The sequence below is a fragment of the Allocoprococcus similis genome, assembly GCF_054660775.1.
Window position 1 is genome coordinate 152,071 of record NZ_BAAHSG010000006.1, and the last position, 26,096, is coordinate 178,166.

A 26,096-nucleotide genomic window follows, 5' to 3' on the forward strand; every position below is an offset into this window, starting at 1 on the left:
AGTTGTGTTTTTATAGAAAGTTTAGTACAATATACCCATGAGAAACTTTAACAAGGAGGCAGCAAGCATGAAGGTTTACAGAACGGATGAAATTAGAAACGTGGTCCTTTTAGGACATGGGGGAAGCGGAAAGACCAGTCTGGCAGAAGCGATGGCTTATGTATCTGGAGCAACAAATCGTATGGGATCTGTTGAGAACGGCAATACGATCAGTGATTTTGATAAAGAAGAACAGAAACGTAAATTCTCACTTAGCACAAGTCTGATTCCGATTGAATGGGAAAAAGCAAAGATCAATATCCTTGATACACCTGGATATTTTGATTTTGTCGGAGAAGTGGAAGAAGCAGTCAGCGCAGCCGATGCAGCTGTTATCGTTGTTTCCGGAAAAGCCGGTGTGCAGGTAGGAACCGAGAAAGCATGGGAGCTCTGTGATAAGTATAATCTTCCGCGTATGATCTATGTTACTGAGATGGATGTGGATGATGCCAGCTTCCGTCAGGTCGTTGAAGATCTGACCGCAAGATACGGTAAAGTGATCGCACCACATTTCCAGCCGATCCGTGAGAACGAGAAATTAGTAGGTTATGTCAACGTTATCAAGAATGCAGGTAGAAGATACACCGGACTTGGACAGAGAGAAGAGTGCGAGATTCCGGATTATTGTCTGCCGAATCTGCAGATTTACAGAGAGAAGCTTCTTGAAGCAGTGGCAGAGACCAGTGAAGCATTTATGGAACGTTATTTTGAGGGAGATGAATTCTCGGTTGAAGAGATCCGCTCTGCCATGAGAACAGAAGTTATGGACGGAGATATCGTTCCGGTAGCAATGGGATCCAATGTTCAGGCACAGGGTGTTGCAAACTTACTGTCTGATATCGTAAGATTTTTCCCAAGTCCGGAATATCGCGAATGCGTAGGTATCAACCGTAAGACCAATGAGATCTTTGAAGCACATCATGATTTTGCAGCCGCAAAGACCGCATATGTATTCAAGACCATGGTAGATCCGTTTATCGGAAAATATTCCTTCGTAAAAGTATGCTCCGGTGTATTAAAGGGAGATGATGTCCTTTACAATCCGGAGTCGGATGCAGAAGCAAAGATCGGTAAGATATACACCTTATCCGGCAACAAACCGGTAGAAGTTCCGGAACTGTTTGCAGGTGATATCGGAGCGATTGCAAAACTGACAAGTACAAAGACAGGGGATACCCTTTCAACAAGAAATACACCGGTATCTTATGGAAGGACCGAATACTCCAAACCGTATACATATATGAAGTATGTAGTGAATAACAAAGGTGATGAGGACAAGGTATCACAGGCTCTTGCGAAGATGATGGCAGAGGATGTGACACTGAAAGTGGTAAATGACAGTGAGAATCGCCAGTCACTGATTTATGGAATGGGCGACCAGCATCTGGAAGTGACAGCAAGCAAGCTGGCAGAGCGTTACAAAGTCGGAATCAGACTGGAGACACCAAAAGTTGCGTTCCGTGAGACGATCCGCAAGAACTCAGATGTAGATACCAAGTATAAGAAACAGTCCGGAGGACATGGACAGTATGGACATGTTAAGATGCGTTTTGAACCATCCGGAGATCTGGATACACCGTATGTATTCCAGGAAGAAGTAGTCGGAGGTGCTGTTCCGAAGAACTACTTCCCGGCGGTTGAAAAAGGATTGCAGGAATCTGTATTAAAAGGACCTCTTGCCGGATATCCGGTAGTTGGTGTGAAAGCAACCCTGTATGATGGATCTTACCATCCGGTAGATTCTTCTGAAATGGCATTTAAGACTGCGACGATCCAGGCATTTAAGAAAGGATTTATGGAAGCAGGACCGGTTCTTCTTGAACCGATCGCATCTGTGAAAGTAACTGTTCCGGATGATTATACCGGAGACGTTATGGGAGATCTGAACAAGAGACGTGGGCGTGTTCTTGGAATGAATCCACAGTCAAGCGGATATCAGGTAATTGAAGCGGATGTACCGATGACAGGCATGTTTGGATATTGCACAACACTTCGTTCTATGACAGGCGGACGAGGAAGTTATTCATATGAATTTGCCCGTTATGAACAGGCTCCGGCAGATGTACAGGAAAAAGAAATTGAAAAGCGTGCAGCCGAAGAATAAGAATAAGGAAAAGCCGGGAGAAAATCCCGGTTTTTTCTATTGTACTTTCGTACTAAAAGTGGTATACATATTATGATGGTGACAGCTTCGGCTGTCCCATTGGTATTTTATACAATTTTAGTATTAAAAGTTTAGTATTAAGAGAAAAAGTAGAGGAAAAGAAAAATGAAAATTGTAATTATTGGGGACGGGAAGGTTGGTCATAAACTGACCATACAGTTATCCGAAGAAAATTACGATGTGGTTTTGATCGACCAGAATGAGGGAAAATTAAAAGAAGCACTGAATCAGCTTGACATTCTCTGCATTACCGGAGATGGCGCAGATGCGAAAGTGCAGAAAGAAGCAGGAGTGCCGGGCGCTGATCTTGTTGTGGCATGTGCATCGACAGACGAACTGAATATGCTGAGCTGCCTGCTCGCAAAGAGACTTGGGGCAAAGCACACGATCGCCCGTGTAAGGAATCCGATCTATTATCAGCAGATCGATCTTTTGAAAGAGGATTTAAGACTGAGTATGGCTGTCAACCCTGAACTTGCGGCAGCATTTGAGATTTCCAGATCGATCCTTCTTCCGGATACTGCGAAGGTAGAGACTTTTATGAAGGGAAAAGTCGAGATGGTAGAATTCATTGTCAAAGAAAGAAGCCATCTGGGCGGAGTATCGCTTGCCGAGCTTTACCGCAAGTTCCAGATCAAAGTTCTGGTATGTGCTGTAAGACGTGGATCGGAAGTGATCATCCCGAATGGTGATTTTGTCATCCATGATGGAGACCGGCTTCATATTGTTGCATCCCACAAATATATTGAAGAATTTTTCCATCTGATCGGAAAGCGGAAAGAGCCGAAGAATATTCTGATCTGTGGTGGTGGAAAAGTCGGATATTATCTGGCAAAACAACTTTTAGGACTTGGTATGCAGGTGAAGATCATTGAGCAGGACTGGAAGAAATGCGAAGATCTCTGCGATCAGCTTCCGAAAGCGACGATCATTTGTGGGAATGCTGCAGACCATGATCTTCTGATCGAAGAAGGAATTGAACAGGCAGATGCCCTGGTCAGCCTGACCGGTATGGATGAGGAGAATATTATCCTTGCACTTTTTGCAAAGACAAAAGGTGTGGACAAAATCGTGGCAAAGGTCAACGAAGACGGACGTGCCCAGCTTGTCGAGGAACTTGGAATCGATCTGATCGTATCGGCAAAGACTGCAACAGCAGATGCGATCATGAGTTATGTGCGTGCTCGCCAGAATTCTCTCAAGAATGTCAATGTTGAATCTATGTATCAGCTGGTTGGCGGAAGAGTAGAAGCACTGGAATTTATTATCAAAGAAAAAACAGAATATACAGATATCCCGTTTAAGGATCTGGAACTGAAGCCGAACAATCTGATCGCATGTATCGGAAGAAAACGGCAGATCATTATTCCGGACGGGGATGAATCCATTCAGGTGGGCGACAGTGTTGTAATCGTTACAACCCAGAAGAAGGTTCAGGATATCACAGATATTCTGGCTGAGCAATAGGGGTGAAAAGAAATGAATGTGAAAATGATACGCTATATCATCAGCAAGATGATGGGAGCAGAGGGACTGCTGATGCTGCTTCCAATGATGGTTGGCATTATTTATGGCGAGCATACATCGGTTTATTTTCTGATTACAGCTGCAATCCTGACGGCAATTTATCTGCTGTTTGGCAGAAAATGCCCGGAGAACATGACGATTTATGCCAAAGATGGCCTGATCATTGTTGCAACGGCCTGGATTTTCTGGTCACTTGCAGGTGCACTTCCATTTGTACTCAGTAAAAGTATTCCAAGCTATGTGGATGCTTTGTTTGAAACAGTATCTGGATTTACGACGACAGGTTCTACGATCCTGACTGAGATTGAAGGACTTCCGAAAGGAATTCTTTTCTGGCGTTCCCTGACACACTGGGTTGGTGGAATGGGAGTGCTGGTATTTGTTATGGTACTTACCTCTCTGGATGAGAAGAATTCCATGCATCTGATGCGTGCGGAAGTTCCGGGACCAGAGGCGGATAAACTGGTTCCAAAGGCAAGAGGAACCGCAAGGATCCTGTATGGAATGTATTTTGCACTGACTGCAATTGAGGTAGTTTTTCTTCTGGCAGGAGGGATGAACCTGTTTGATGCAGTGACACATGCATTCAGTACTGCCGGTACCGGAGGATTTTCCAGCTACAATGCAAGTGTGGCACACTTCAACAGTGCCTATATTGATGGTGTGATCACCGTATTTATGATCCTGTTTGGTATCAATTTTAACCTGTATTTCTTTCTGCTTCTGAAAGATTTTAAGAGTGTATTTAAGAATGAGGAGCTGCGGGCTTACCTGGGAATCATTGCAGGAGCAACCGTTGTGATCACCTGCAATATCGCCGGAGGTTATCATTCCCTTTTAAAGGCATTCCGCTATGCAGTGTTCCAGGTGGCATCCGTGATCACGACAACTGGATTTGTGACGGCAGATTTCAACAAGTGGCCGGAACTTTCCAAATGTGTTCTGCTTCTTGTGATGGTAATCGGTGCTTCTGCCGGTTCAACAGGCGGTGGTATCAAAGTATCAAGACTTCTGATCCTGGCAAAAAGCATCCGGCGGGAGCTGAAAACTATGATCCATCCGAAAGCAGTCAATATCGTAAAAGTAAATGGGAAAAAAGTGAAAGAAGAGACGATGCGGGGGGTATATGTGTACTTTATTGCGTATATACTAATCCTGATCGTATCCGTGCTTCTGATCTCGATCAATAACTTTGATTTTACTACTTCATTTACCGGAGTGCTTACTACAATTAATAATGTAGGACCGGGACTGAATCTGGTAGGACCTGTGGAAAATTTTGCGAAGTTCTCAGACTTCTCGAAGATCGTGTTCTGTGTGGATATGCTGATCGGACGACTGGAGATCTTCCCGTTCCTGATGCTGTTCTCACCGTCACTTTGGAGTAGAAAATTCTAAGACAGCTTTGGATAGGCAAAACGATGAAAAGGAGAATTTATGAAAAAGAAAAATATAGCGATCAGTTTTCTGCTGCTTTTAGTGGCAGCAGGAATCTGGTATTATGTATCACTGCCGGCTTTTAATATCCATTCTTCCGGAGTGTGGTATTTTGTGCTGGTTCTGGTACTTGCGGTCGGTCTTGTGTTTGCAGGAAAAAAAGGCTTGCGATACGGAGTGATTGATCTGAAGGAGATGAAAGAATCCAAAGGTTTCAAATGGTGTTTCCGTCTTTTTATCCTTTTAGTAGTGATTTATCTGGCCGGAACCATTCTTTCTTCACCGATTGTAAATGCGAAGAAATATCAGCAGCTTCTGAAGGTAGAAGAGGGCGAATTCACAAAAGATATCGAGGAGCTTTCCTTTGACCAGATTCCGCTTCTGGATAAGGAGTCTGCGCAGCTTTTAGGAGACCGGAAGATGGGAAGCATGTCAGATATGGTATCCCAGTTTGAGGTGGACGATATCTACAGTCAGATCAACTACAAGGATCGTCCGGTCCGTGTGTCACCTTTGAAATATGCGAATCTGATCAAATGGTTTACCAATCGGAAAGATGGACTTCCTGCATATATCCGTATCGATATGGCAAGTCAGACAACGGAGATGGTAAAGCTGGAGCAGGGAATGAAGTATTCGACAAGCGAGCATTTTGGAAGAAATATTTACCGTCATCTTCGTTTTGCGCATCCGACATATATTTACGGAGACCTTAGTTTTGAAATTGATGATAATGGTGTTCCATACTGGGTAGCACCGGTCAAAAAGTATAATATCGGTCTTTTCGGAGGAGAAACGGTAGGGCATGTGGTGCTCTGCAATGCGATCACCGGAGAAATGCAGGACTACAGGATCGATGAAGTCCCGGAATGGATCGACCGAGCCTATTCGGCAGATCTTCTGGTACAGCTTTATGATTATTATGGCACGTTAAAGCATGGGTATTTTAACAGTGTACTCAGCCAGAAAGATTGTCTGAAGACAACAAACGGATACAATTATCTGGCAATTGATGATGATGTATGGGTGTACACGGGAGTAACTTCTGTAAACAGTGACCAGTCCAATGTGGGATTTGTTCTGATGAACCAGAGAACCATGGAGACAAAGTATTATCCGGTGGCAGGTGCGATTGAGGATTCTGCGATGGCATCGGCAGAAGGACAGGTACAGAACCTGAAGTATCGGGCGACTTTCCCGCTGCTGCTTAACATTTCCGGGGAGCCGACTTACTTTATGGCACTTAAGGATGATGCAGGACTTGTGAAAAAGTATGCAATGGTCAATGTCCAGAAGTACCAGGTTGTTGCGATCGGGGATACGGTAAGTGCATGTGAAGAATCCTACAATAATCTGCTTCTTACCAATGGAATTAAGGAAAAAGAAGAAGTGAAGATGGATACCGGCACGATCGAAGGAAAGATCACGAAAATCGCCCAGGGCGTTATAGATGGAGATTCTCATTACTACATTATGCTGGAAGGATCAGATGAGATTTTTGATGTATCGGTAGTCGATTTTATTGAGATCATCAAGTACAATGTGGGAGATGATGTAAAACTGGAGTATGCAAAAGGGGATAAGGCAAATACGGTTTTGTCTTTGAAATAGCATAGAATGTGCTTAGTCACATTTGGAAAACCATAAAAGGAGGGATGAAGATTTACAGAAAATCTTCATCCCTCCTTTTGGATAATGTCTATCTTAGTTAAGGAGTGTACAATCTTCAAAATTTACATTACCAAGCTGTTCATTCGTTGCACTGATGCTGACATAAAAATCTACATCATTTTCTTTGGAGATCTTTTTCAGTGTTTCGATGAAAGAAGGAATGTTCTCAAGTGTGATGTCGGCGTGTTTTAAAATACCGTCGATAAAGATTGCTTTGATATCATGGTCTGCGCTTAACATACCGTAAATAAATCCAAGATATTCATCGGTATTGGTGATTACATCATAGTCATCCATGCAGATCGCTCTGATGTTGAAAGATAAGCTGTATGTATCTCTGTGGCTCTTCTTGATGAAGAATACGTTTCCTTCACATGTCTTTACAGCTTCGTTAGCACGTTCGATCATTTGCTGGGTTTTTCCGCTTCCTTTTGGGCCTGTCAATAAATTAACCATATTATCAAGTCTCCTTTGTTTATGAATTTGTACTAAAAAAGTACGGGATTTTATAAAACTATTATACACTAATCACAATGCATTAACAAGCTATTTATTTGCATCTTTTAAAGAAATGTGATACGATATAGCTCGGAAACAATTTGCAGTTAGAAAAGGCTAATTTATGAAATTATAATAATAAGAAAAGAGGAACGAAAAATGACGAAAGTTGATATTATTTCTGGTTTCCTGGGAGCAGGAAAGACAACATTCATCAAGAAACTGATCGAGGATGTATTTCCGGGAGAAAGACTGGTCCTGATCGAGAACGAATTTGGGGAGATCGGTATTGATGGTGGATTCTTAAAAGATGCAGGTGTTGAGATCACAGAGATGAACTCAGGATGTATCTGCTGTACACTGGTGGGGGATTTCAGTAAAGCACTTCAGAAAGTACTTGCAGATTATACACCGGACCGTGTCATCATTGAACCTTCAGGAGTTGGAAAGCTTTCTGATGTTGTAAAAGCAATCGAAGGTGTCAAAGACGAGGCAGATATTGAGATCGACGGAAGAATCACAGTTGTTGACGGTAAGAAAGCAAAGATCTATCTCAAGAACTTCGGAGAATTCTTCAATAACCAGGTAGAGCATGCATCTACGATCGTTATCAGCCGTACCCAGATGATGACAGATGAAAAGGTAGAAGAGTGCGTGCATATGCTGCGTGAGAAAAATGCAGAGGCGACCATTATTTCCACACCTTGGGAAGAACTTGGAAAAGATGCCGTTTTGCATGCCCTGCAGCATGGCGCTGAGATCGAAGGTATCCTGGAAGAACATGCACATGAGCATGACGACCACGAACATCACCATCATCATGATGACGAATGTGGCTGCGGACATGATCATGATCATGACCACGAACATCATCACGACCACGAGCATGACGAACATGAGCATCATCATGAATATGATGAGAACTGCACCTGCGGATGCCACGATCATGACCATGAACACCATCATGATCACGACCATGAAGAGCATGAGCATCATCATGAACATGATGGGAACTGCACCTGCGGATGCCATGACCATCACCACGGACACGAAGGACATCATCATGCAGATGAAGTATTTACAAGCTGGGGCAAGGAGACTGCCCACAAGTATACAGAAGAAGAACTGGATTACCTGTTGAAAGCATTATCTGAGACAGATGCTTACGGAACAGTACTTCGTTCCAAAGGAATTATCCAGATGGCAGACGGTTCCTGGAAGCAGTTTGATATGGTTCCGGAAGAATATGAAGTCCGTGAGGGACAGGCTGATTACACAGGACGTGTATGCGTGATCGGAACAGATCTCAAAGAAGACGACCTGGTTAAGTTATTCCATATCTAGGAGGAGCAAGCGGCGATGACAACACCGGTATATATCTGTACAGGATTTCTGGACAGTGGAAAAACAACATTTATCAAGGACACACTGATGAAGCAGGAATGGATCGAAGAAGGTCCGACATTGCTTTTGCAGTGTGAAGAGGGAGAGGAAGAGTACTCGGAAAAATATCTGGATGAGAACGGAATGTTCCTCTTCAATATAGAAGAAAGAGAAAAGTTAAATAAAACTTTCTTTGAAAACTGTGAGAAGATCTATCATCCGGTCCAGGTGATCATTGAGTACAATGGAACCTGGGATCTGCAGGAGATCCTGGATGAAGATTTTCCACGCAACTGGGAGATCCAGGGTGTGTACTCAACGGTTAGCGGTGAGACCCTGGACATGTACCTGAAGAATATGCGGAATATGCTGATGAACCAGCTTACAGAATCTGAGCTGATCATCATCAACCGTTGTGGGGAAAATACAGACCGAAGTGCGTTCAGACGTGCCCTTAAGATCCAGAACCCACAGGCACAGCTGATCTTTGAAGGCGTGGATGGCAATATTATCCCGCAGACAGAAGAGGATCTGCCATATGATCTGAAAGCAGACCATATCTTTATTGATGATGTGGACTTTGGTACCTGGTATGTGGATGCATATGAGCATCCGGAGCGCTACGAGCACAAGAAGATCACCTTCCTTGCACAGCTTTTCCGTCCGAAGGGAATGCCGGCAAATATGCTGATTCCGGGAAGACAGATCATGACCTGCTGCGCAGATGATATCCGTTTCTATGGATATCCGTGTAATCTTGGAAGGGCAGCGCAGATCACACAGAGAAGCTGGAAAAAAGTAACTGTCAAGTTCGAGTACGAAGCGTACCGTCCGATGGTTCCAAAGCAGCCGGTTCTTTATATGCTGGAGATGGAATCCGCAGAGAAACCGGAAGAAGAGGTAGTATATCTTGGATAAATTTCAAGTATTAAAGCAATTTTTTGGCTATGACGGGTTCCGGCCGGGACAGGAGAAGCTGATCGATGCGATCCTGTCCGGGCGGGATGTACTCGGCATACTGCCAACGGGAGCCGGAAAGTCCATCTGTTTTCAGATTCCGGCTCTGATGATGGGAGGTATTACACTTGTGATATCTCCCCTTATTTCTCTTATGAAGGATCAGGTGGCATCCCTCAACCAGGCAGGGGTTCATGCAGCCTATCTGAACAGTTCCCTGACTATGGGGCAGTACCGGAAGGCACTTGCCTTTGCAAAAGAAGGAAGATATAAGATCATCTATGTGGCACCGGAGCGGCTGGAGACTGTAGAGTTTATGGATTTTGCTATGAGCGTGGATATTTCTATGATCGCAGTCGATGAAGCGCACTGTGTTTCCCAGTGGGGACAGGATTTCCGGCCAAGCTATTTAAAGATCACAGAGTTTGTAGAGCATCTTCCAAAGCGGCCGGTTGTGAGTGCATTTACTGCAACAGCGACGAAAGAAGTAAGAGAGGATATGATCGATATCCTGATGCTGGAGGATCCGGAAGTAGTAATGACAGGTTACGACAGACCGAATCTGTTCCTTGCGGTACAGTCCCCAAAGAATAAATATGCCGCACTCAAAGCATTTGTTGAGGAGCATCCGGATCAGTGTGGGATCGTCTACTGCCTGACCAGAAAGCAGGTGGAGGAAACTTGCGCACTCCTGGAATTGGATGGGTTTTCTGTGACCAGGTATCATGCAGGACTGACAGACCGGGAGCGGCGTGATAATCAGGATGATTTCATTTATGACCGGAAGCAGATCATGGTGGCGACGAATGCATTCGGGATGGGAATTGATAAATCCAATGTCCGCTTTGTCGTGCATTACAATATGCCGAAGAATCTGGAGTCCTATTATCAGGAAGTGGGACGCTGCGCCCGGGACGGTGAGCCGGGGGAGTGTCTGCTTTTATATAGTGGACAGGATGTGATCACAAACCAGATGTTCATTGAGAACAACCGCGACAATCAGGAACTGGATGAACTGACGCGCCGGATCGTGATGGAGCGGGATCAGGAGCGCCTGAAAAAGATGACTTATTATTGTTTTACAAATGAATGTCTGCGTGATTATATTTTGCGGTATTTTGGAGAATACGGCAGTAATTACTGTGGAAACTGTTCCAACTGTAAGACACAGTTTGATACCGTGGATATGACGACAGAGGCAAGAATACTTGCCATGTGTGTAAAAGAGAGTCATCAGCGTTACGGCATCAATGTAATTCTGGATACGGTACATGGAGCAAATAATGCGAAGATCCGGCAGTATGGCATGAGTGCCAGTCCGGCTTACGGAGTACTCTCTAAGACGCCTTCATGGAAGCTCCGGCAGATTTTCAACCAGCTTCTGGTAGAGGGATATCTGAAGACCACCTCGGATTCTTATATGATTGTGAAGCTGACTGAAAAATCAGAAGCACTGATCGCAGGGCAGGAGACATTTTCCATGAAGATGGCAAAAGAACCGGAGAAAGAGGCGAAGACCGCACCGAAGAAAAAGGTGAAGAAGACTGCGGGACTGGTTCTGAACAAAGAGCAGGAAGAGTCTTTCGAAATCCTGCGCGCCCTGCGTGCTGAAATCGCGAGAGAAGAAAAGGTTCCGCCGTATATTGTATTTTCTGACAAGACGCTGGTGCAGATGTGTATCGATCAGCCGAAGGATAAGGCAGGGATGCTGGAAGTATCCGGTGTCGGGGAATTTAAGTTTGAAAAATACGGGGAACGCTTTCTGGAGGTGATCCGGTCGTGGACATAGAATATCGCCTGGTCCGGTCGAACCGCAGGAGTATCGGGATCGAGGTTGACCGGGAAGGGAAGGTGACGGTTCGTGCACCCTATTCCTGTGAGAAAAAGCGGATTGACCGGTTCCTTCTGGAAAAAGAGAACTGGATCCGGCAGAAGGTGAAGTTTCAGAAGGAAAATGCAATGAAGCTGCAGGAAAAGAGAGAGATGCCGGAAGCAGAAAAGAAATATTACCGGAATCTGGCAAGAGAAGTATTAGGTGCAAGAACCGGATACTATGCCCGGAAAATGGGTGTGACCTATGGGCGTATTTCCATCCGGGAGCAGAAGACCAGATGGGGAAGCTGCAGCAGCGTGGGGAATCTCAATTACAACTGGAAGCTGGTACTGATGCCTCCGGGAGTTTTGGATTATGTTGTGGTTCATGAGCTGGCACACCGTAGAGAAATGAATCATTCCGCTGCATTCTGGAAGGTCGTGGCGACGTGGATGCCGGACTATAAAAAATATAGAAAATGGCTGAGAGATAACGGAAATCAATTTTAAATGGTAAAAATAATCAAGAATTCGTAAAAAACAATCAAGAATCTCTTGACGGAACTTGTATTTATTTTTATAATAACAGAGTATATGAAAAAAACAAGGATAAGGATCAGTAAAAGATTAGAGTCTGTACAGAGAGCTGCCGGGCGGTGCAAGGCAGCAGATCAGATCTTTGAACTCGCCTTTGAGTTCTTCTGCTGAATGGTTTTCAGATAGGCAGAAGCGGGAATTCCCGTTATAGAATCACAAGTGCGCTGCACCGTAAGTTATGTTACCGGGATGCGGCGAAGAAGAGTGGTACCACGGAATTTAATCTTTCGTCTCTTTGAATTTATCAAAAGAGGCGAAAGATTTTTATTTAACAGGAAATCCTGATGGAATTTCCTGCTAAATAAAAGGTTAAGACACTTTTTTTCATACTGAAACAATACCAGGAGGAAAGAAAAATGGCAGTACCTTACAATCATAAGGCAATCGAAAAGAAATGGAAAGAAAAATGGGCTGAGAATCCGGTCAATCCGAAGGTGGATGAAAACGGCAACCCGAAAAAGAAATATTATTGTCTGGACATGTTCCCGTATCCGTCAGGAAATGGCCTTCATGTAGGACACTGGAGAGGCTATGTTATCTCCGATGTATGGAGCCGTTACAAACTGCTTCAGGGATATTATATCATTCATCCGATGGGATGGGATGCATTCGGTCTTCCGGCTGAAAACTATGCGATCAAGATGGGAACCCATCCTGCAAAATCGACAGCAGCAAACATCGCAAATATCAAACGTCAGATCAATGAGATCTCAGCGCTTTATGACTGGGATATGGAAGTCAATACAACAGATCCTGATTTCTACAAATGGACACAGTGGATCTTTGTAAAGATGTTCAAAGAAGGACTTGCATACGAAAAAGAATTCCCGATCAACTGGTGTCCGTCTTGTAAGACAGGTCTTGCAAATGAAGAGGTTGTAGGCGGAAAATGCGAACGTTGCGGCGCTGAAGTTACAAAGAAGAATCTTCGTCAGTGGATGCTGCGTATCACAAAATATGCAGACCGTCTGTTAAATGACCTGGATAAGCTTGACTGGCCGGAAAAAGTTAAAAAGATGCAGACAGACTGGATCGGTAAATCTTACGGTGCAGAAGTAGACTTCCCGGTTGAAGGAAGAGAAGATAAGATCACTGTATACACAACAAGACCGGATACCCTTCACGGAGCAACTTTCATGGTACTTGCACCGGAACATAAGCTTGCAGCAGAGCTTGCAACACCGGAACACAAAGAAGAAGTAGAAAAATACATTTTCGATTCTTCTATGAAGTCTAACGTAGACCGTCTGCAGGACAAAGAAAAAACAGGTGTATTTACAGGAACATATGCAATCAACCCTCTGAATGGAGCAAAAGTACCGATCTGGCTTTCTGATTATGTACTGGCTGATTACGGTACAGGAGCCATCATGTGCGTACCGGCTCATGATGACCGTGACTTTGAATTTGCTACCAAGTTCAACATCCCGATCATTCAGGTTATTGCAAAAGACGGTAAAGAAATCGAAAATATGACAGAAGCTTACACAGAAGCATCCGGAACGATGATCAATTCCGGAGAGTGGAATGGTATGGAAAGCTCTGTTCTTAAGAAAGAAGCTCCACACATCATCGAAGAAAGAGGAATCGGACGTGCAACTGTAAATTACAAGCTGCGTGACTGGGTATTCTCCCGTCAGAGATACTGGGGAGAACCAATTCCGATCGTACATTGTCCGGACTGTGGCGCTGTACCGGTACCGGAGGATCAGCTTCCACTGAGACTGCCGGATGTAGAATCTTATGAACCGACGGGAACAGGAGAATCTCCACTTGCAGGAATCGATGAATGGGTAAACACAACCTGCCCGGTTTGTGGAAAACCTGCTAAACGTGAGACAAATACCATGCCGCAGTGGGCTGGATCTTCATGGTATTTCCTGCGTTATGTAGATAACCACAACAATGAAGAACTTGTATCCAGAGAAAAAGCAGATGCAATGCTTCCGGTAGATATGTATATCGGTGGTGTGGAACATGCAGTACTTCACCTTCTGTATTCAAGATTCTATACCAAATTCCTTTGCGATATCGGTGTGATCGATTTTGACGAGCCGTTTATCAAACTGTTCAACCAGGGAATGATCACCGGAAAGAACGGTATCAAGATGAGTAAATCAAAAGGAAATGTCGTATCTCCGGATGATCTTGTAAGAGATTACGGATGCGATTCCTTAAGAATGTATGAACTCTTCGTAGGACCACCGGAACTGGATGCAGAGTGGGATGACAGAGGAATCGACGGTGTATACCGTTTCCTTAAAAAACTCTGGAACCTGCTTATGGACAGCAAGGACAAAGATATCAAGCCAACCAAAGAGATGATCAAAGTACGTCACAAACTGGTTTATGATATCACAACCCGTCTGGAAAGCTTCAGCCTGAATACAGTAATCTCTGCATTCATGGAGCACACCAACACACTGGTTGCAATCGCCAAGAAAGAAGGCGGAGTAGACAGAGATACTCTGGATACCCTTGCAGTATTGCTTGCACCATTTGCACCACATATGGCAGAAGAAATCTGGGAAGAACTTGGCAACAAAGAAAGCGTATTCCGTGCCGGATGGCCAAAATACGATGCAGAAGCCATGAAAGATGATGAAATCGAAATTCCGGTACAGATCAATGGAAAAACAAGAGCAGTCATCAAGATTTCCGCAGAGGCTACAAAAGAAGAAGCAATCGCTGCCGGAAAAGAAGCAATCGCAGATAAACTTACAGGAAATATCGTAAAAGAAATTTACGTTCCGAAGAAAATCATAAACATTGTGCAAAAATAGGCAGTGCGCATGGAAGAAAGAGAGGACAAATCCTGCTTGCAGGAATTTGCCCTCTCTTTCTTTTATGCATAGGGCGTATGCCCGTCAATCGAACGAACTTGTTCGTGAGATTGTGCACTACCGTAAATTTGCGATAAAAATAAACCATTCAAGGCGTATGCCCATCAATCGAACGAACTTCCAGCAATCCCTTTACGGATCCTCAAATATGAAGTAGAATAAAGAAAAAGATTTCACCGGTATATTAAGATTCAAAAAGCAGGAGGTGGATCGGTATGGACATTGCAACGATGGTTGCGATTAACAACCTGAATATGGTAACAATGATGCAGGCGATGCAGCAGACACAGAGCGTAATCACAATTTTAGCAGACGGAAAGGAAATCAAAGATATGGAAGGTTCAATGTTAGATCAGTATATGGGAAAAAACTGTACAATAAGTCTTTTTAACGAAGTAGGTGCGATCAAAGGAACACTTATGGAAGCTGATTCCCAGTGGATCAAAGTGGATGCAGGGAAAAAGGGAATCCAGCTGATCAACCGGAATATGGTCAGAAATATTACATTTGATAACAAATAAAAATATGCTATACTGTTCTTGAACTTTGAGTAAGGAGGAACAAACAGATGGAAAATGTACACAGTATAGACGTAGAAGAGGATCAGTTTGCATACCGTTATGATACGCAGCTTCTGATCGACAGAAGAGATGAAGATCTGGATGAAGATGAGATTGCAGAATATATATCCGAACATTTTGAGGGAAACTGCCTGATCGCGGTAGGAGATGAAGACCTGATCAAAATTCATTTCCATACAAACGAGCCATGGAAGATTCTGGAATATTGTAACAGTATTGGCGAGATTTACGATATCGTAGTGGAAGATATGATCCGGCAGTCAGCGGGACTGAAAGGATAGCATGTACCTCATATCGCTTTATTTTGACGAAAGAACGAACCGGAAAATCCAGTTGTATATGGAACAGATTGCACGAAAGACAGGCAATGCGGCGATGATTGACGGACAGGTTCCGCCGCATATTACTTTGTCGGCATTTGATATGGCAGAAGAAGAGAAAGCAATCGCCGGCTTTATGGCAATGGAACAGGAATTTGAAAAAGGACAGATTTTCTGGTGCTCGTTAGGGATGTTTCTGCCACATACAATTTATCTGTCACCGGTTTTAAATGCATATCTGCAGAAGCTGTCAGAGTCTGTTTTCTCAAAGATCAGAAACCTGGAGGGTGTCCGGGTTCAGAGCAGATACCAGCCATTTTCCTGGTTCCCGCATACAACACTGGGAAAAAGACTGAACCAGGCGGAAATGCAGGAGGCATTTTCTGTGATGCAGAACCAGTTTGCACCGTTTACAGGTGAAGCGGTTGAGATTGGACTTGCGAGGACGAATCCATACAGGGATTTATGTAAGATAAAGTTAAAATAAAAAGAAGATTTTCACGGATCTGAATCGATACGTGAAAATCTTCTTTTTCGCTATCAGAGGAACTATCCGAGCACAGTTCTACTAAAGCTTTCCCTCAGGAATCCTGGAAATGATCGTCCGGTTGATCCGTACCAGGAAGAAGGAGGATACCATAAGTGAAATAACCTCCGCAATCGGGAAGGACCACCACACTACATGAAGACCGCCAAGCTTTGCAAGGATATACGCGGCAGGGATCAGTACAAATAACTGACGCATAATGGAGACGATCATACTGAAAAATGCTTTTCCAAGAGCCTGGAATACGGTTCCTGATACAATACAGAACCATGCGATCAGATAGTGGATTCCGATGATCCGCAGGGCAGGAACTCCGATGGTGAGCATCTCGTCCGATGCATTGAACAGACTCAAAAGTATCTGTGGGATTCCTTCAAAGCAGAGAAAACCGATAAAGGTAAGGCAGAAGGCGACCAGCATACTGAGCTTGATCGTCTTGAGCATACGTTTTCTCTGACCGGCACCATAATTGTAGGCAATGATCGGGGTAATCCCATTGTTGAGACCGAATACCGGCATGAAGAAGAAACTCTGTAGCTTAAAGTAAACGCCGAATACAGCAGTTGCGGTTGATGAAAACTCGATCAGGATGCGGTTCATGCAGTAAGTCATAACCGATCCGATGGACTGCATAATAATCGTTGGAATTCCAACTGCATAAATGGTGCCGATAATATGGAAATCAAGTCTGAATCCATGAAACTTCAGTTTCACATCATGATTGTACCGGTGGTTACAAAATCCGGCGACAAGTGCGGCAACGCATTGTCCGATCACGGTTGCAACAGCAGCTCCGGTCACACCCATTTTCGGAGCTCCGAGAAGTCCGAAGATCAGGATTGGATCAAGAATGATGTTGGTGATCGCCCCTGTCAGCTGGGAAGTCATACTGAAGATGGTTCTTCCGGTTGAAGTAAGCAGACGTTCAAAGAAGACCTGTGCAAGCAGCCCGAAAGAGAAAATCATGACGGTACTTAAGTACTCGATTCCGAGTTCCATGATCTCCTGGTCAGCATTTCCGATCTGACTTGCGTAAAAAGGACGGACGATCGTAAAGCCAAGAATGAAAAATACGAGATAGCTGAAAAAATATAAAACGGCAGCGTTGCTTGCAGTTGCATTTGCTTTTTTAAAATTTTTCTCTCCAAGTGATTTGGAAAGGAGTGCATTCATGCCGACACCGGTTCCGGTTCCAACTGCAATAAGCAGTGTCTGGAGTGGAAAGGCAAGTGAAACGGCGGTCAGTGCATTTTCCGATAATTTGGCGACAAAAATACTGTCTACAATGTTGTACAAAGCCTGTACCAGCATAGAAATCATCATAGGCAGAGACATATTAAATAATAGTTTTCCGATGGGCATGGTACCCATTTTATTTTCTGCAGGTGCAGATGTATTTTCCTGATTCATTTTCTCATTCCTTTCTGTTCTGATAAAAGAGTAAAAACACTGTAAAAAAAGCCCCTAAACACATATGATATAGGAAAATACGAAGATAATCAAGCGGAATAAGGGAGTATAAATTGACTTCTTTCGGACAGACGGGTATAATTCTTGTTATATGGAGAAAGAGGAAAGGGATATACTAGAATGAGTAATACAAATCAGAAAATCGAAACTTTAAATAAACTGCGTACTGCAGAGGCAATTTATGTATTGATGTCATCCTGTACAAGAATGCCATATGTGGTCTGCGACCCGGAGACATTTGATGATGAGATCCTTCTTTACTACACAGAAGGGGAAGCGAAAGAAGAGGCTATGAAGCTTCAGAAGGAAGGAAATCCAATGCAGCTTGTCAAGGTGGATGAAAATTCCCGCCTGTCATTTTTTACCGGGCTGTTTCCGATGGGAGTCAACTGTATTCTGGTGGACAAAGGACTGGACGGACAGATTGCTGTGCAGCTTGACGAATTGATCACGAGACCGAAGGATGAAGAACTTCCGGAAGGAAAAATACGTGTAGAGAATCCGGAACTGGTGCTGACTGCAGCGTATTTTATGCAACAGATGAGAAAGCCGAATAAACCGGAGATGACGGATGAGTTAAAAGAGCTGAACGAAGAAATGCTTGCCCATTATCAGGAGGGGCGTTATATTGTGACTGTCCAGGAGGACAAAGGAATTCCGATTCTGAAACAGAAGGATGGAAAAGTATATCAGCCAATCTTTACGGATGTGCAGGAAGTTAAGAAATTCCAGAACCTGAACAAGGGTGTGACATTGAAAACCGCTGTTGTAGAAGGAAGTAAGATTCCGGAAATCCTTTCACCGGAAGCATATGGCGTTGCAGTCAATCCGTTTGGGGTGAACCTGCAGTTGCAGATAAACAGAAAACCGGCAAAAACGAAAGAAAACGAAAATAAAACACAAGAATAATCGAAAATAAAAGAAAAAAATGAAAAAAAGGGGTTCCATAATAAAAGAAAATTTTGTATAATAATACCAGTATCGAAATACATTATTATACCAAAATGGAGGACAAGAAAATGAAAATTGCAATTGGTTGTGATCCTAACGCAACAGAGTACAAAAAAATTCTCACCCCGTTTGTAGAAGAAATGGGACATGAAGTTGTTGATTTCGGAAGTGATGATCCGATTTATGCAAACACTGCAATTCGTCTTGCAACAAGTGTTGCAGCAGGAGAATGTGACAGAGGAATCCTGATCTGCGGAACAGGTATCGGGGTAAGCATTGCTGCCAACAAAGTTCCGGGAGCTTATGCAGCACTGGTTAACAATGTATATCAGGCTCAGAGGGCACAGCTCAGTAACAATGCCAACATTATCACACTTGGCGCACAGGTTACAGGAATTGAGCTCGCAAAATGCCTCGTAAAAGAGTACTTAAGCGTAACTTTCGATCCGGAATCCCGTTCTATGCCGAAGGTAGCAAGAATTACAGAATACGAAAAAGAAGGTAAATAATCTGAGTTATTCAGAAAGCGTAAAGGGCAGTCCGTCAAGGGCTGCTTTTTGTTATAGAAAAACACGATAAGAATATACAATTATAGTATAAATGTATTTGTGATAGAAGGGAAAATGTGATAACATTAGATAGCAAAATTCAAAAAGGGGAAAAGGAAAAAGAGATGAAAAACAAGAAGCTATGGATGTTTGGGGGAATCATCCTTTTGATTGTGATCCTGAATCATATTTTTGGCTGGTCTTCTTACATAAGTACTTCAGAAAATCTTGAATTTATGAAGCGGATAGTGCAGAATAATCTTCCTCTGGCAATTCTATTGTATATGGTATTGACAGTTGTTGGGTGTGTGGTGCTTGCGCTTCCGGGAGTGACGTTTGCGATACTGGCAGGACTTCTCTTTGGACCAGTAATCGGTACGATTTGTTGTTCTCTGTCAACAACGATCGGGGCGGTTCTTGCATTTATTGCAGGACGTTTTTTCTTGAAAGACAGTATTGGACCAGTGGTTGCAAAGAACCGTATCTTGAAAAAATGGTTGTTTGACGATACTGGCTGTAATGAATTATTTGTTCTTATGATTACACGTCTGGTTCCGATATTTCCATTTAATCTGCAGAATTTTGCGTATGGTATTACAGATATCCGTTTTAGTACGTATGCAATTGGTTCGTTGATATTTATGCTACCTGGTACAGCGATGTATACGGTTGGTACAGCAGGCCTTGCGGATAAGGAGAATAGGTTGTTTTATATTGGAACAGCAGTAGTGCTGGCAGTTGTAGTCACGATAATCGGGACGATCCTGAAAAAGCGTTACCTGAAAGATGATCTGGAAGAAAATAAGGAATAAGGAGTAAAAAGTATGGAAAAAAAGAAAAATAATTGGGTGGGGAAAATAGTAGTGATCATTTTGATTATTGTGTCAATCGGAAGTTATTATGTATTTCCGTCCGTAAAACATGTGATGAATCAGGTATTTAAGATGTTTGCTAGTGGAGACTTTACAGTGGTCAGAGACTTTGTAGCATCTTATGGGGCATATGCGGCATTGATTTCATTTTTGCTTATGATTTTTCAGTCGATTGCAGCGCCACTTCCGGCATTTCTGATTACATTTGCAAATGCGAATCTTTTTGGATGGTGGCAGGGAGCTATTCTGTCATGGAGCAGTGCGGTGGCAGGAGCAGCGGTATGCTTTTTCATTGCAAGAATACTTGGACGTGATGTGGCAGAAAAGCTTACGAGTAAAGCTGGAATGCAGCAGATAGATACATTTTTTGAAAAATATGGAAAGAATACAGTTCTGATCTGTCGTTTGCTTCCGTTTGTTTCGTTTGATATTGTAAGTTATGCAGCAGGACTTACTTCGATGTCGTTTATATCTTTTTTTGTGGCAACTGGTGTAGGACAGCTTCCGGCAACGATTGTATATTCTTATGTTGGAGGAATGCTGACAGGAGGAGCGAAGCTTCTGGTGACAGGACTACTGATCCTGTTTGCTCTGTCGGCACTGATTTTTATGGGGAGAAAGATCTACATGGACAGACAGAATAAAAAAGCAAAATAAATGGTATAAAAAAGTCATTATCTATGGATGGGATAATGACTTTTTCTGTATAATCTTTAGAAAAAATTTACATAATTTTTCTTGAATCCAATTTCGCATGGGATTATAATGGACGTTATTAAGAAAATTTGGAGGATGTTATGCTGTTTCAGAATATAGGACTTGCCAGGGCAATGTATCAGTTTTTCCAGACTCTGATCTACGTTGCGCCTGCTACATTGCTTGCAGTTTCGCTGCATGAATTTGCACATGGATATGTGTCATATAAACTTGGGGATATGACACCAAAATATGACGGAAGACTGACACTGAATCCATTTAAGCATCTGGATGTGTGGGGAACCCTTTGTCTGCTTGTATTTCATGTGGGATGGGCGAAGCCGGTAAGGATCAACACCAGGAATTATAAGAATAAAAAAAGAGATACGATTCTCGTGGCAGCAGCGGGAGTAGTCATGAATTTCCTGCTTGCGTTTGTCTGTATGATTCTGCACGGGCTTTTGTATAAGTACGGATCGAGTGGGTTAATTCTGAATTATCTTTATGTGCTTACTTATTATGGAGCAGTGCTGAATATTGGACTTGGTGTATTCAATCTGATTCCGATTCCGCCCCTTGACGGATCGAATATTCTTGCTGAGATCTTTCCGAGGGTAGCAGAGTTTTACTGGAAGATCCGGCCGTATAGTATGTGGATCCTGCTTCTGTTACTTGGAACAGGAATTCTGGATGTGCCGATCAGTCTGCTGAATTCTGCAGTAATCAATGGAATGTGGAGTTTTGTGAAGGCAATTCTGAGAATTGGAGTTGTGGCGACCGGTGGAGGAACTGTGATCTAAGAGAAAGGTGAAAAAGAGCCGGGAAACGGTGTAAGTGAAAATAGAAAATTGCGTATAGGAAAATGCAGGTAGTCGATAGGATTATCTGCATTTTTCGTATACATTGTAAAGCTGAAAAGAAATAAGAAAATATTACGAAAGACATTCAATAAAAATGTCTTTCGTAATAATATGTAAGTTATTTAGAATGGAACATTCATTTCATTTTCAGATGTATCTCTTTCGGATTCATCAGATGCATCAGGGATGGAAGACTTTGGAAGTCCGTTGGATACTGCGGTTTTTGCACTAATTCCGTTGATCTCAACGCGGTCGTCAACGACAATGACCAGGCATTTCTGACCATCGATAATACGTGTTTCTACAAGATCAGCACATTCCGGGTTTACCTGAATGGTGATATCCGGAGTTTTGATCTCGAATTTTTTAAGGCTTGCGATATTGGAAGCAAGGAGTGTACCATGCTCTCCGGCAGCGGAGTCATACTGCTCATCAAAGGTTTCCAGTTTTTCTTCTTCGACACCACTTTTTGCAAGAAGATATTTGACTTCTGCTTTGTCGAGGGCGAGTGGCTCCGGATTTTCAGAATTCTGTTCGATCATTTCATTTAAATTTTCATGGATGTTTTTGACGGTATCGTAGTCGCAGTCATCACCGAGCGTTTCTTCGATCAGTGTACGGAAAGTTTCTTTCTGATCTCCGGCGGTGAGTGGCGGAACACATCCAAGAAGCAGATCGGTCAGACCGTTTCCGAGATTCTCTGCATTTTTTGAATAATAAAGCAGATTGTGAATATCGGTGCTGCGGTCATTAAAAGCAGGGAAGAGGAAACCGGCATCCGGCATCTCTACGATCCAGTCACGGATACGCTCATGGAAGCTGTTCTCTTCTGCATGATAACTGAGTCCTGGCTTGGAAAGCTTGACCGGACAGAAGGTACACATGATGTAATCATAGACTTCATCGGATGCATCGAACATTTCACTTCCGTCCGTTGATTTTCCAGGAATATCGTAGGCAGCATGGACGAGCAGGATCAGATAGTTTTCGGCATAATCATAGGAATCGATGACACGATTATAGAATTCTTCCAGAAGAGCGTCGTCAGTAAGCCGGCTGTTTCTTAATTTGAGAAGAAATTCCTGTGTACCACCTTCTGATTCGGTTTCCAGAGGAAATTCCATATTCAGAAGATTTTTCCCAATCGTACCGGATAAGGATTTTCTGAAAATGTCAAAATATTTGAACATTTCCTCTTCCGGGAGAGAAAGGAAAGCATCCTTCATTTCCATTTTTTTCTCTTTTTCACCATCTACATAGCATCCGCAGATACGGGTGATCGCACAGTTGGATGGGGTGAACTGTTTTTTGATTTCAGTGACTTCTTTTTTATTCATATTAAGTAAATCCCCTTTTAATTGTTGTGGTTCAGTAAAAAACTGATGCTTATGAATTATAACATATTTTGAGGAAGAGTGTGGTCGGGAGAAAAAATATTTGATTATTTTTTTAGAAATGTATATACTTAGTATATACATTTCTTGGAGGTGAATTATATGAAGACACAGGTAAAAGCATGGGGGAATAGTCAGGGAATCAGGCTTTCAAAAGATATTTTACAGGCAGCGAATGTAGAAATAAATGATATGCTGGAAGTGAAAGTATCAGATGGTATGATTATGCTTGTTAAGACATTCAGACATCAGACACTGGAAGAAAGAGCTGAAAAATTTGGAGGTAAATTAAACCTTGATGGAGAGTATGACTGGGATAAACCTAAAGGAAGAGAGGTATGGTAAAAGGTAGTGATACAGCAAGGGGATATTTTAAAGATAGAAAAAATTAAAGCTCCTGTATTTGTGGCGAGTAAAAATTTTTTTAATCAGTCGGGAGAAATAATTGGGTGTCCAATGGCAAGCGAAAGTGAACAAAGCCCACTTCATATTTATGTTGAGACGGAAGATCAAAAAGGTTATATCCTATGTGAGCAGATGAAAATGTTAGATTTGAGAGTCAGGGGATATAAAAAAATAGATCGTGTAAAAATAGCAGATGTGATTAACGTGACAGACGCAATACAGAGTATATTCGACTATATATAAATGCAGGGAACCAGTCCGGAACCCTGCATTCATAATATCTGCTATTAAGCCATCAGTCCTGTGAGAATATCATTCACAAGCTTTCCGTCAGCTTTTCCTTTTACTTTCGGCATCAGTTCTTTCATGATACGTCCTTTATCCTTTGGTGTCGGAGCATCAATTCCAAGACCGGAAAGGACACCTGCGATTACTTCTTTGATCTCAGCTTCGTCCATCATCTTCGGAGCATACTGTTCAAGAACAGCGATACGTTTCTCACATTCTTCAATGATGTCTGTACGATCAGCAGGAGTCATCTCCAGAGTTTCTTTTGTCTGTTTGATCTCTTTTAAGATAACCTGAACTTCTTCTTCTTCGGTAAGATCGGCACGTTTGTCGATGGCTTTGTTCTTAAGGGCTGCAAGAAGAGCGGATAATGTCTCTTTTGTGTCCTTATCTTTTGCTTTCATGGCTGCGACCATAGCGCTTCTTACTTCATCAATTTTACTCATTGTATATTCCTCCAAACTTGAGGCAAAATGCCTGTCTGCACTTTATTGTAGCAGATGGGGAAAGAATTTTCAATCTCTGGCAGAGGAAAACTTAGGTGGCTATTTTTCAAAAAGTGCGGTATACTGATAGGAATAAGTCAGGGATAGATGAGAGGTTAAGCGATAGTATGAGTGGCTGTACATTATGTCCGCGGATGTGTATGGCGGACAGGGAGAATGGGAAGATTGGGTTTTGCGGTGAGACGAGTGAGATCCGGGCGGCGAGAGCGGCGCTTCATATGTGGGAGGAGCCTTGTATTTCAGGGGAGAAAGGATCGGGGACGGTCTTTTTTACAGGATGTACTTTAAGATGTGTGTTCTGTCAGAACCATGAGATTGCGGGAAGTAAGGTTGGCAAGGTGATCACGGAGGAGCGGCTGGCGGAGATTCTTCTGGAACTTCAGGGGAAAGGTGCAAATAATATCAATCTTGTGACGCCGACGCATTTTGTGCCGCAGATCATCCGGGCGCTTCAGAGTGCGAAGGATCAGGGGATGTATTTGCCGGTTGTATATAATACGGGCGGTTACGAGAGAGTGGAAACTTTGAAAATGCTGGATGGTCTGGTGGATATTTACCTGCCGGATTTCAAATATTTAAATATAGATCATGCGAAAAAATATTCGATGGCGGAGGATTATCCGGAGGTTGCGAAGGCGGCTCTTGCTGAGATGGTAAGACAGGCAGGGAAGCCGGCATTTGATGAGCGTGGGATGATGAAGCGTGGCGTGATCGTGCGGCATCTGCTTTTACCGGGATGCCTTGCGGATGGTAAGAGAGTGGTAAAATATTTATATGAGACTTATGGAAACCGGATTTATATGAGTCTGATGAGCCAGTACACGCCGCTTGCGAGTCTGGATTCAGAAAAATATCCGGAACTGAACCGGAAGGTGCCGGAGTATGCTTATGAGAAACTGGTGGATTATGCGATCTCGCTTGGTGTGACACAGGCATTTGTACAGGAAGGGGATACGGCAAAGGAGAGCTTTATTCCACCATTTACACTGGAAGGAGTATAGGAAAGGAGATTGATATGAAAAGACAGGTGACAATGGAAGAAATTTCAGATGGAAAATTATATACCGGCAATGATCTGGTAAAAGCGGACTGTGGCGATTGTGAGGGCTGCCACGCCTGTTGTACGGGGATGGGAAGCTCGATCGTGCTGGATCCGCTGGATATTGTCCGGATCAGCAGGGGAACAGGAGCGGCTTTTGAAACTCTGCTTGCAGGAAAGATTGAGCTGAATGTAGTGGACGGAATCATCCTGCCGAATCTGAAGATGACAGGAGAAGAAGAGGGATGCGGTTTTCTGACCAGAGAAGGAAGATGCAGTATTCATCCGTTTCGTCCGGGAATCTGCCGGCTTTTCCCGCTTGGAAGATATTATGAAGAAAATGGTTTCCGCTATTTTCTTCAGGTACATGAATGTCAGAAAGAGAACCGGACGAAAGTAAAGGTCAAAAAATGGCTGGATACGCCGAACCTGAAGAATTACGAAGCGTATATTACCGGATGGCATGGATTACTGATTCAGTTACAGGAATACATTGCAGCACATCCGGAGAGTGCGAAGGCGGTCAGCATGGATGTATTGAAGAGATTTTACCTTACTCCGTATCAGACGGAAGAATTTTACAGCGAATTTTTCCGGAGAATGGACGAGGCAAAAAATATATTATAACCGCAAGGCAAGGTACAGAAGTACCGCATCTTTGAAAGCACGAGGATTCAGACCACATTTCAGA

General features: G+C 43.2%; 25 protein-coding genes and 1 other annotated feature. Of the genes, 21 read left to right on the forward strand and 4 right to left on the reverse strand.

What is annotated here, in order from left to right; genetic code table 11:
• The first annotated feature begins 67 nt into the window (after window positions 1-67).
• The 4 genes from ACYQ5K_RS03180 to ACYQ5K_RS03195 all read left to right on the forward strand — a co-directional run bounded on the left by ACYQ5K_RS03180 (window position 68) and on the right by ACYQ5K_RS03195 (window position 6,778).
• Window positions 68-2,143, forward strand: a complete 2,076-nt coding sequence (locus tag ACYQ5K_RS03180; RefSeq protein ID WP_173688970.1) for an elongation factor G — start codon at window positions 68-70, stop codon at window positions 2,141-2,143.
• A gap of 165 nt (window positions 2,144-2,308) precedes the next feature.
• A complete protein-coding gene (gene trkA / locus ACYQ5K_RS03185; RefSeq protein ID WP_173688971.1) occupies window positions 2,309-3,670 on the forward strand; it encodes a Trk system potassium transporter TrkA in 1,362 nt (453 codons plus the stop codon).
• Between the two features lie 12 nt (window positions 3,671-3,682).
• On the forward strand, window positions 3,683-5,128 hold the full coding sequence (locus tag ACYQ5K_RS03190) for a TrkH family potassium uptake protein (RefSeq protein ID WP_173688972.1): 1,446 nt from the start codon (window positions 3,683-3,685) through the stop codon (window positions 5,126-5,128).
• Between the two features lie 39 nt (window positions 5,129-5,167).
• Window positions 5,168-6,778: a CvpA family protein gene (locus tag ACYQ5K_RS03195; RefSeq protein WP_173688973.1), complete on the forward strand. Its 1,611-nt coding sequence runs from the start codon at window positions 5,168-5,170 to the stop codon at window positions 6,776-6,778.
• 93 nt (window positions 6,779-6,871) lie between these two features.
• On the opposite strand, the gene ACYQ5K_RS03200 is transcribed toward ACYQ5K_RS03195, so the two are convergent.
• The gene (locus tag ACYQ5K_RS03200; protein WP_117834357.1) at window positions 6,872-7,294 is read right to left on the reverse strand and encodes a DsrE family protein; all 423 of its coding nucleotides are present in this window, start codon (window positions 7,292-7,294) and stop codon (window positions 6,872-6,874) included.
• 201 nt (window positions 7,295-7,495) lie between these two features.
• Here ACYQ5K_RS03200 and ACYQ5K_RS03205 point away from each other — a divergent pair, with 201 nt between their 5' ends.
• The 8 genes from ACYQ5K_RS03205 (at window position 7,496) to ACYQ5K_RS03240 (ending at window position 16,316) form a co-directional block, all read left to right on the forward strand.
• Entirely contained in the window at window positions 7,496-8,680 is a 1,185-nt protein-coding gene (locus tag ACYQ5K_RS03205; protein WP_173688974.1) for a CobW family GTP-binding protein, read from the forward strand.
• 15 nt (window positions 8,681-8,695) lie between these two features.
• Window positions 8,696-9,637 (forward strand): TIGR03943 family putative permease subunit, encoded by a 942-nt coding sequence (locus tag ACYQ5K_RS03210; RefSeq protein ID WP_173688975.1) that lies wholly within the window; start codon window positions 8,696-8,698, stop codon window positions 9,635-9,637.
• Complete coding sequence (gene recQ, locus ACYQ5K_RS03215) at window positions 9,630-11,465, forward strand: DNA helicase RecQ (protein ID WP_459777262.1); 1,836 nt, start codon at window positions 9,630-9,632, stop codon at window positions 11,463-11,465. Before ACYQ5K_RS03210 ends, recQ begins: the two co-directional genes overlap by 8 nt.
• Window positions 11,456-11,998 (forward strand): M48 family metallopeptidase, encoded by a 543-nt coding sequence (locus ACYQ5K_RS03220; protein ID WP_178024663.1) that lies wholly within the window; start codon window positions 11,456-11,458, stop codon window positions 11,996-11,998. Before recQ ends, ACYQ5K_RS03220 begins: the two co-directional genes overlap by 10 nt.
• Before the next feature lie 87 nt (window positions 11,999-12,085).
• Window positions 12,086-12,323: a binding site (T-box leader), on the forward strand.
• Window positions 12,324-12,441: 118 nt separating this feature from the next.
• On the forward strand, window positions 12,442-14,868 hold the full coding sequence (leuS, locus tag ACYQ5K_RS03225) for a leucine--tRNA ligase (protein ID WP_178024665.1): 2,427 nt from the start codon (window positions 12,442-12,444) through the stop codon (window positions 14,866-14,868).
• A 275-nt stretch (window positions 14,869-15,143) separates the two neighbouring features.
• Entirely contained in the window at window positions 15,144-15,449 is a 306-nt protein-coding gene (locus ACYQ5K_RS03230; protein ID WP_173688979.1) for a hypothetical protein, read from the forward strand.
• 47 nt (window positions 15,450-15,496) lie between these two features.
• Window positions 15,497-15,790 (forward strand): hypothetical protein, encoded by a 294-nt coding sequence (locus tag ACYQ5K_RS03235; RefSeq protein WP_055249520.1) that lies wholly within the window; start codon window positions 15,497-15,499, stop codon window positions 15,788-15,790.
• A 1-nt stretch (window position 15,791) separates the two neighbouring features.
• Window positions 15,792-16,316 (forward strand): 2'-5' RNA ligase family protein, encoded by a 525-nt coding sequence (locus tag ACYQ5K_RS03240; RefSeq protein ID WP_178024667.1) that lies wholly within the window; start codon window positions 15,792-15,794, stop codon window positions 16,314-16,316.
• Between the two features lie 81 nt (window positions 16,317-16,397).
• On the opposite strand, the gene ACYQ5K_RS03245 is transcribed toward ACYQ5K_RS03240, so the two are convergent.
• Window positions 16,398-17,786, reverse strand: a complete 1,389-nt coding sequence (locus ACYQ5K_RS03245) for an MATE family efflux transporter (RefSeq protein WP_178024669.1) — start codon at window positions 17,784-17,786, stop codon at window positions 16,398-16,400.
• A 180-nt stretch (window positions 17,787-17,966) separates the two neighbouring features.
• Between ACYQ5K_RS03245 and ACYQ5K_RS03250 the strand changes: the two genes are divergently transcribed.
• The 5 genes from ACYQ5K_RS03250 (at window position 17,967) to ACYQ5K_RS03270 (ending at window position 21,713) form a co-directional block, all read left to right on the forward strand.
• Window positions 17,967-18,755 (forward strand): SseB family protein, encoded by a 789-nt coding sequence (locus ACYQ5K_RS03250; RefSeq protein ID WP_178024671.1) that lies wholly within the window; start codon window positions 17,967-17,969, stop codon window positions 18,753-18,755.
• Between the two features lie 110 nt (window positions 18,756-18,865).
• Window positions 18,866-19,306 carry an RpiB/LacA/LacB family sugar-phosphate isomerase gene (locus ACYQ5K_RS03255; protein WP_117555860.1) on the forward strand — a complete coding sequence of 147 codons (441 nt, stop codon included), beginning with the start codon at window positions 18,866-18,868 and terminating at the stop codon, window positions 19,304-19,306.
• Window positions 19,307-19,470: 164 nt separating this feature from the next.
• A complete protein-coding gene (locus ACYQ5K_RS03260; RefSeq protein ID WP_173688431.1) occupies window positions 19,471-20,157 on the forward strand; it encodes a TVP38/TMEM64 family protein in 687 nt (228 codons plus the stop codon).
• Between the two features lie 12 nt (window positions 20,158-20,169).
• Window positions 20,170-20,874, forward strand: a complete 705-nt coding sequence (locus ACYQ5K_RS03265; protein ID WP_459777263.1) for a TVP38/TMEM64 family protein — start codon at window positions 20,170-20,172, stop codon at window positions 20,872-20,874.
• Window positions 20,875-21,014: 140 nt separating this feature from the next.
• A complete protein-coding gene (locus tag ACYQ5K_RS03270) occupies window positions 21,015-21,713 on the forward strand; it encodes a site-2 protease family protein (RefSeq protein ID WP_243868795.1) in 699 nt (232 codons plus the stop codon).
• 182 nt (window positions 21,714-21,895) lie between these two features.
• On the opposite strand, the gene ACYQ5K_RS03275 is transcribed toward ACYQ5K_RS03270, so the two are convergent.
• Window positions 21,896-23,110 carry a DUF4317 domain-containing protein gene (locus tag ACYQ5K_RS03275; RefSeq protein WP_173688418.1) on the reverse strand — a complete coding sequence of 405 codons (1,215 nt, stop codon included), beginning with the start codon at window positions 23,108-23,110 and terminating at the stop codon, window positions 21,896-21,898.
• 159 nt (window positions 23,111-23,269) lie between these two features.
• Here ACYQ5K_RS03275 and ACYQ5K_RS03280 point away from each other — a divergent pair, with 159 nt between their 5' ends.
• Complete coding sequence (locus tag ACYQ5K_RS03280) at window positions 23,270-23,512, forward strand: AbrB/MazE/SpoVT family DNA-binding domain-containing protein (protein WP_173688417.1); 243 nt, start codon at window positions 23,270-23,272, stop codon at window positions 23,510-23,512.
• Window positions 23,513-23,518: 6 nt separating this feature from the next.
• A complete protein-coding gene (locus ACYQ5K_RS03285; RefSeq protein WP_173688416.1) occupies window positions 23,519-23,815 on the forward strand; it encodes a type II toxin-antitoxin system PemK/MazF family toxin in 297 nt (98 codons plus the stop codon).
• 44 nt (window positions 23,816-23,859) lie between these two features.
• Here ACYQ5K_RS03285 and ACYQ5K_RS03290 read toward each other — a convergent pair whose 3' ends face one another.
• On the reverse strand, window positions 23,860-24,306 hold the full coding sequence (locus tag ACYQ5K_RS03290; protein WP_173688415.1) for a GatB/YqeY domain-containing protein: 447 nt from the start codon (window positions 24,304-24,306) through the stop codon (window positions 23,860-23,862).
• A gap of 167 nt (window positions 24,307-24,473) precedes the next feature.
• Between ACYQ5K_RS03290 and ACYQ5K_RS03295 the strand changes: the two genes are divergently transcribed.
• On the forward strand, window positions 24,474-25,367 hold the full coding sequence (locus ACYQ5K_RS03295; protein ID WP_173688414.1) for a radical SAM protein: 894 nt from the start codon (window positions 24,474-24,476) through the stop codon (window positions 25,365-25,367).
• Between the two features lie 14 nt (window positions 25,368-25,381).
• A complete protein-coding gene (locus tag ACYQ5K_RS03300) occupies window positions 25,382-26,032 on the forward strand; it encodes a YkgJ family cysteine cluster protein (protein ID WP_178024675.1) in 651 nt (216 codons plus the stop codon).
• Window positions 26,033-26,096 lie beyond the last annotated feature (64 nt).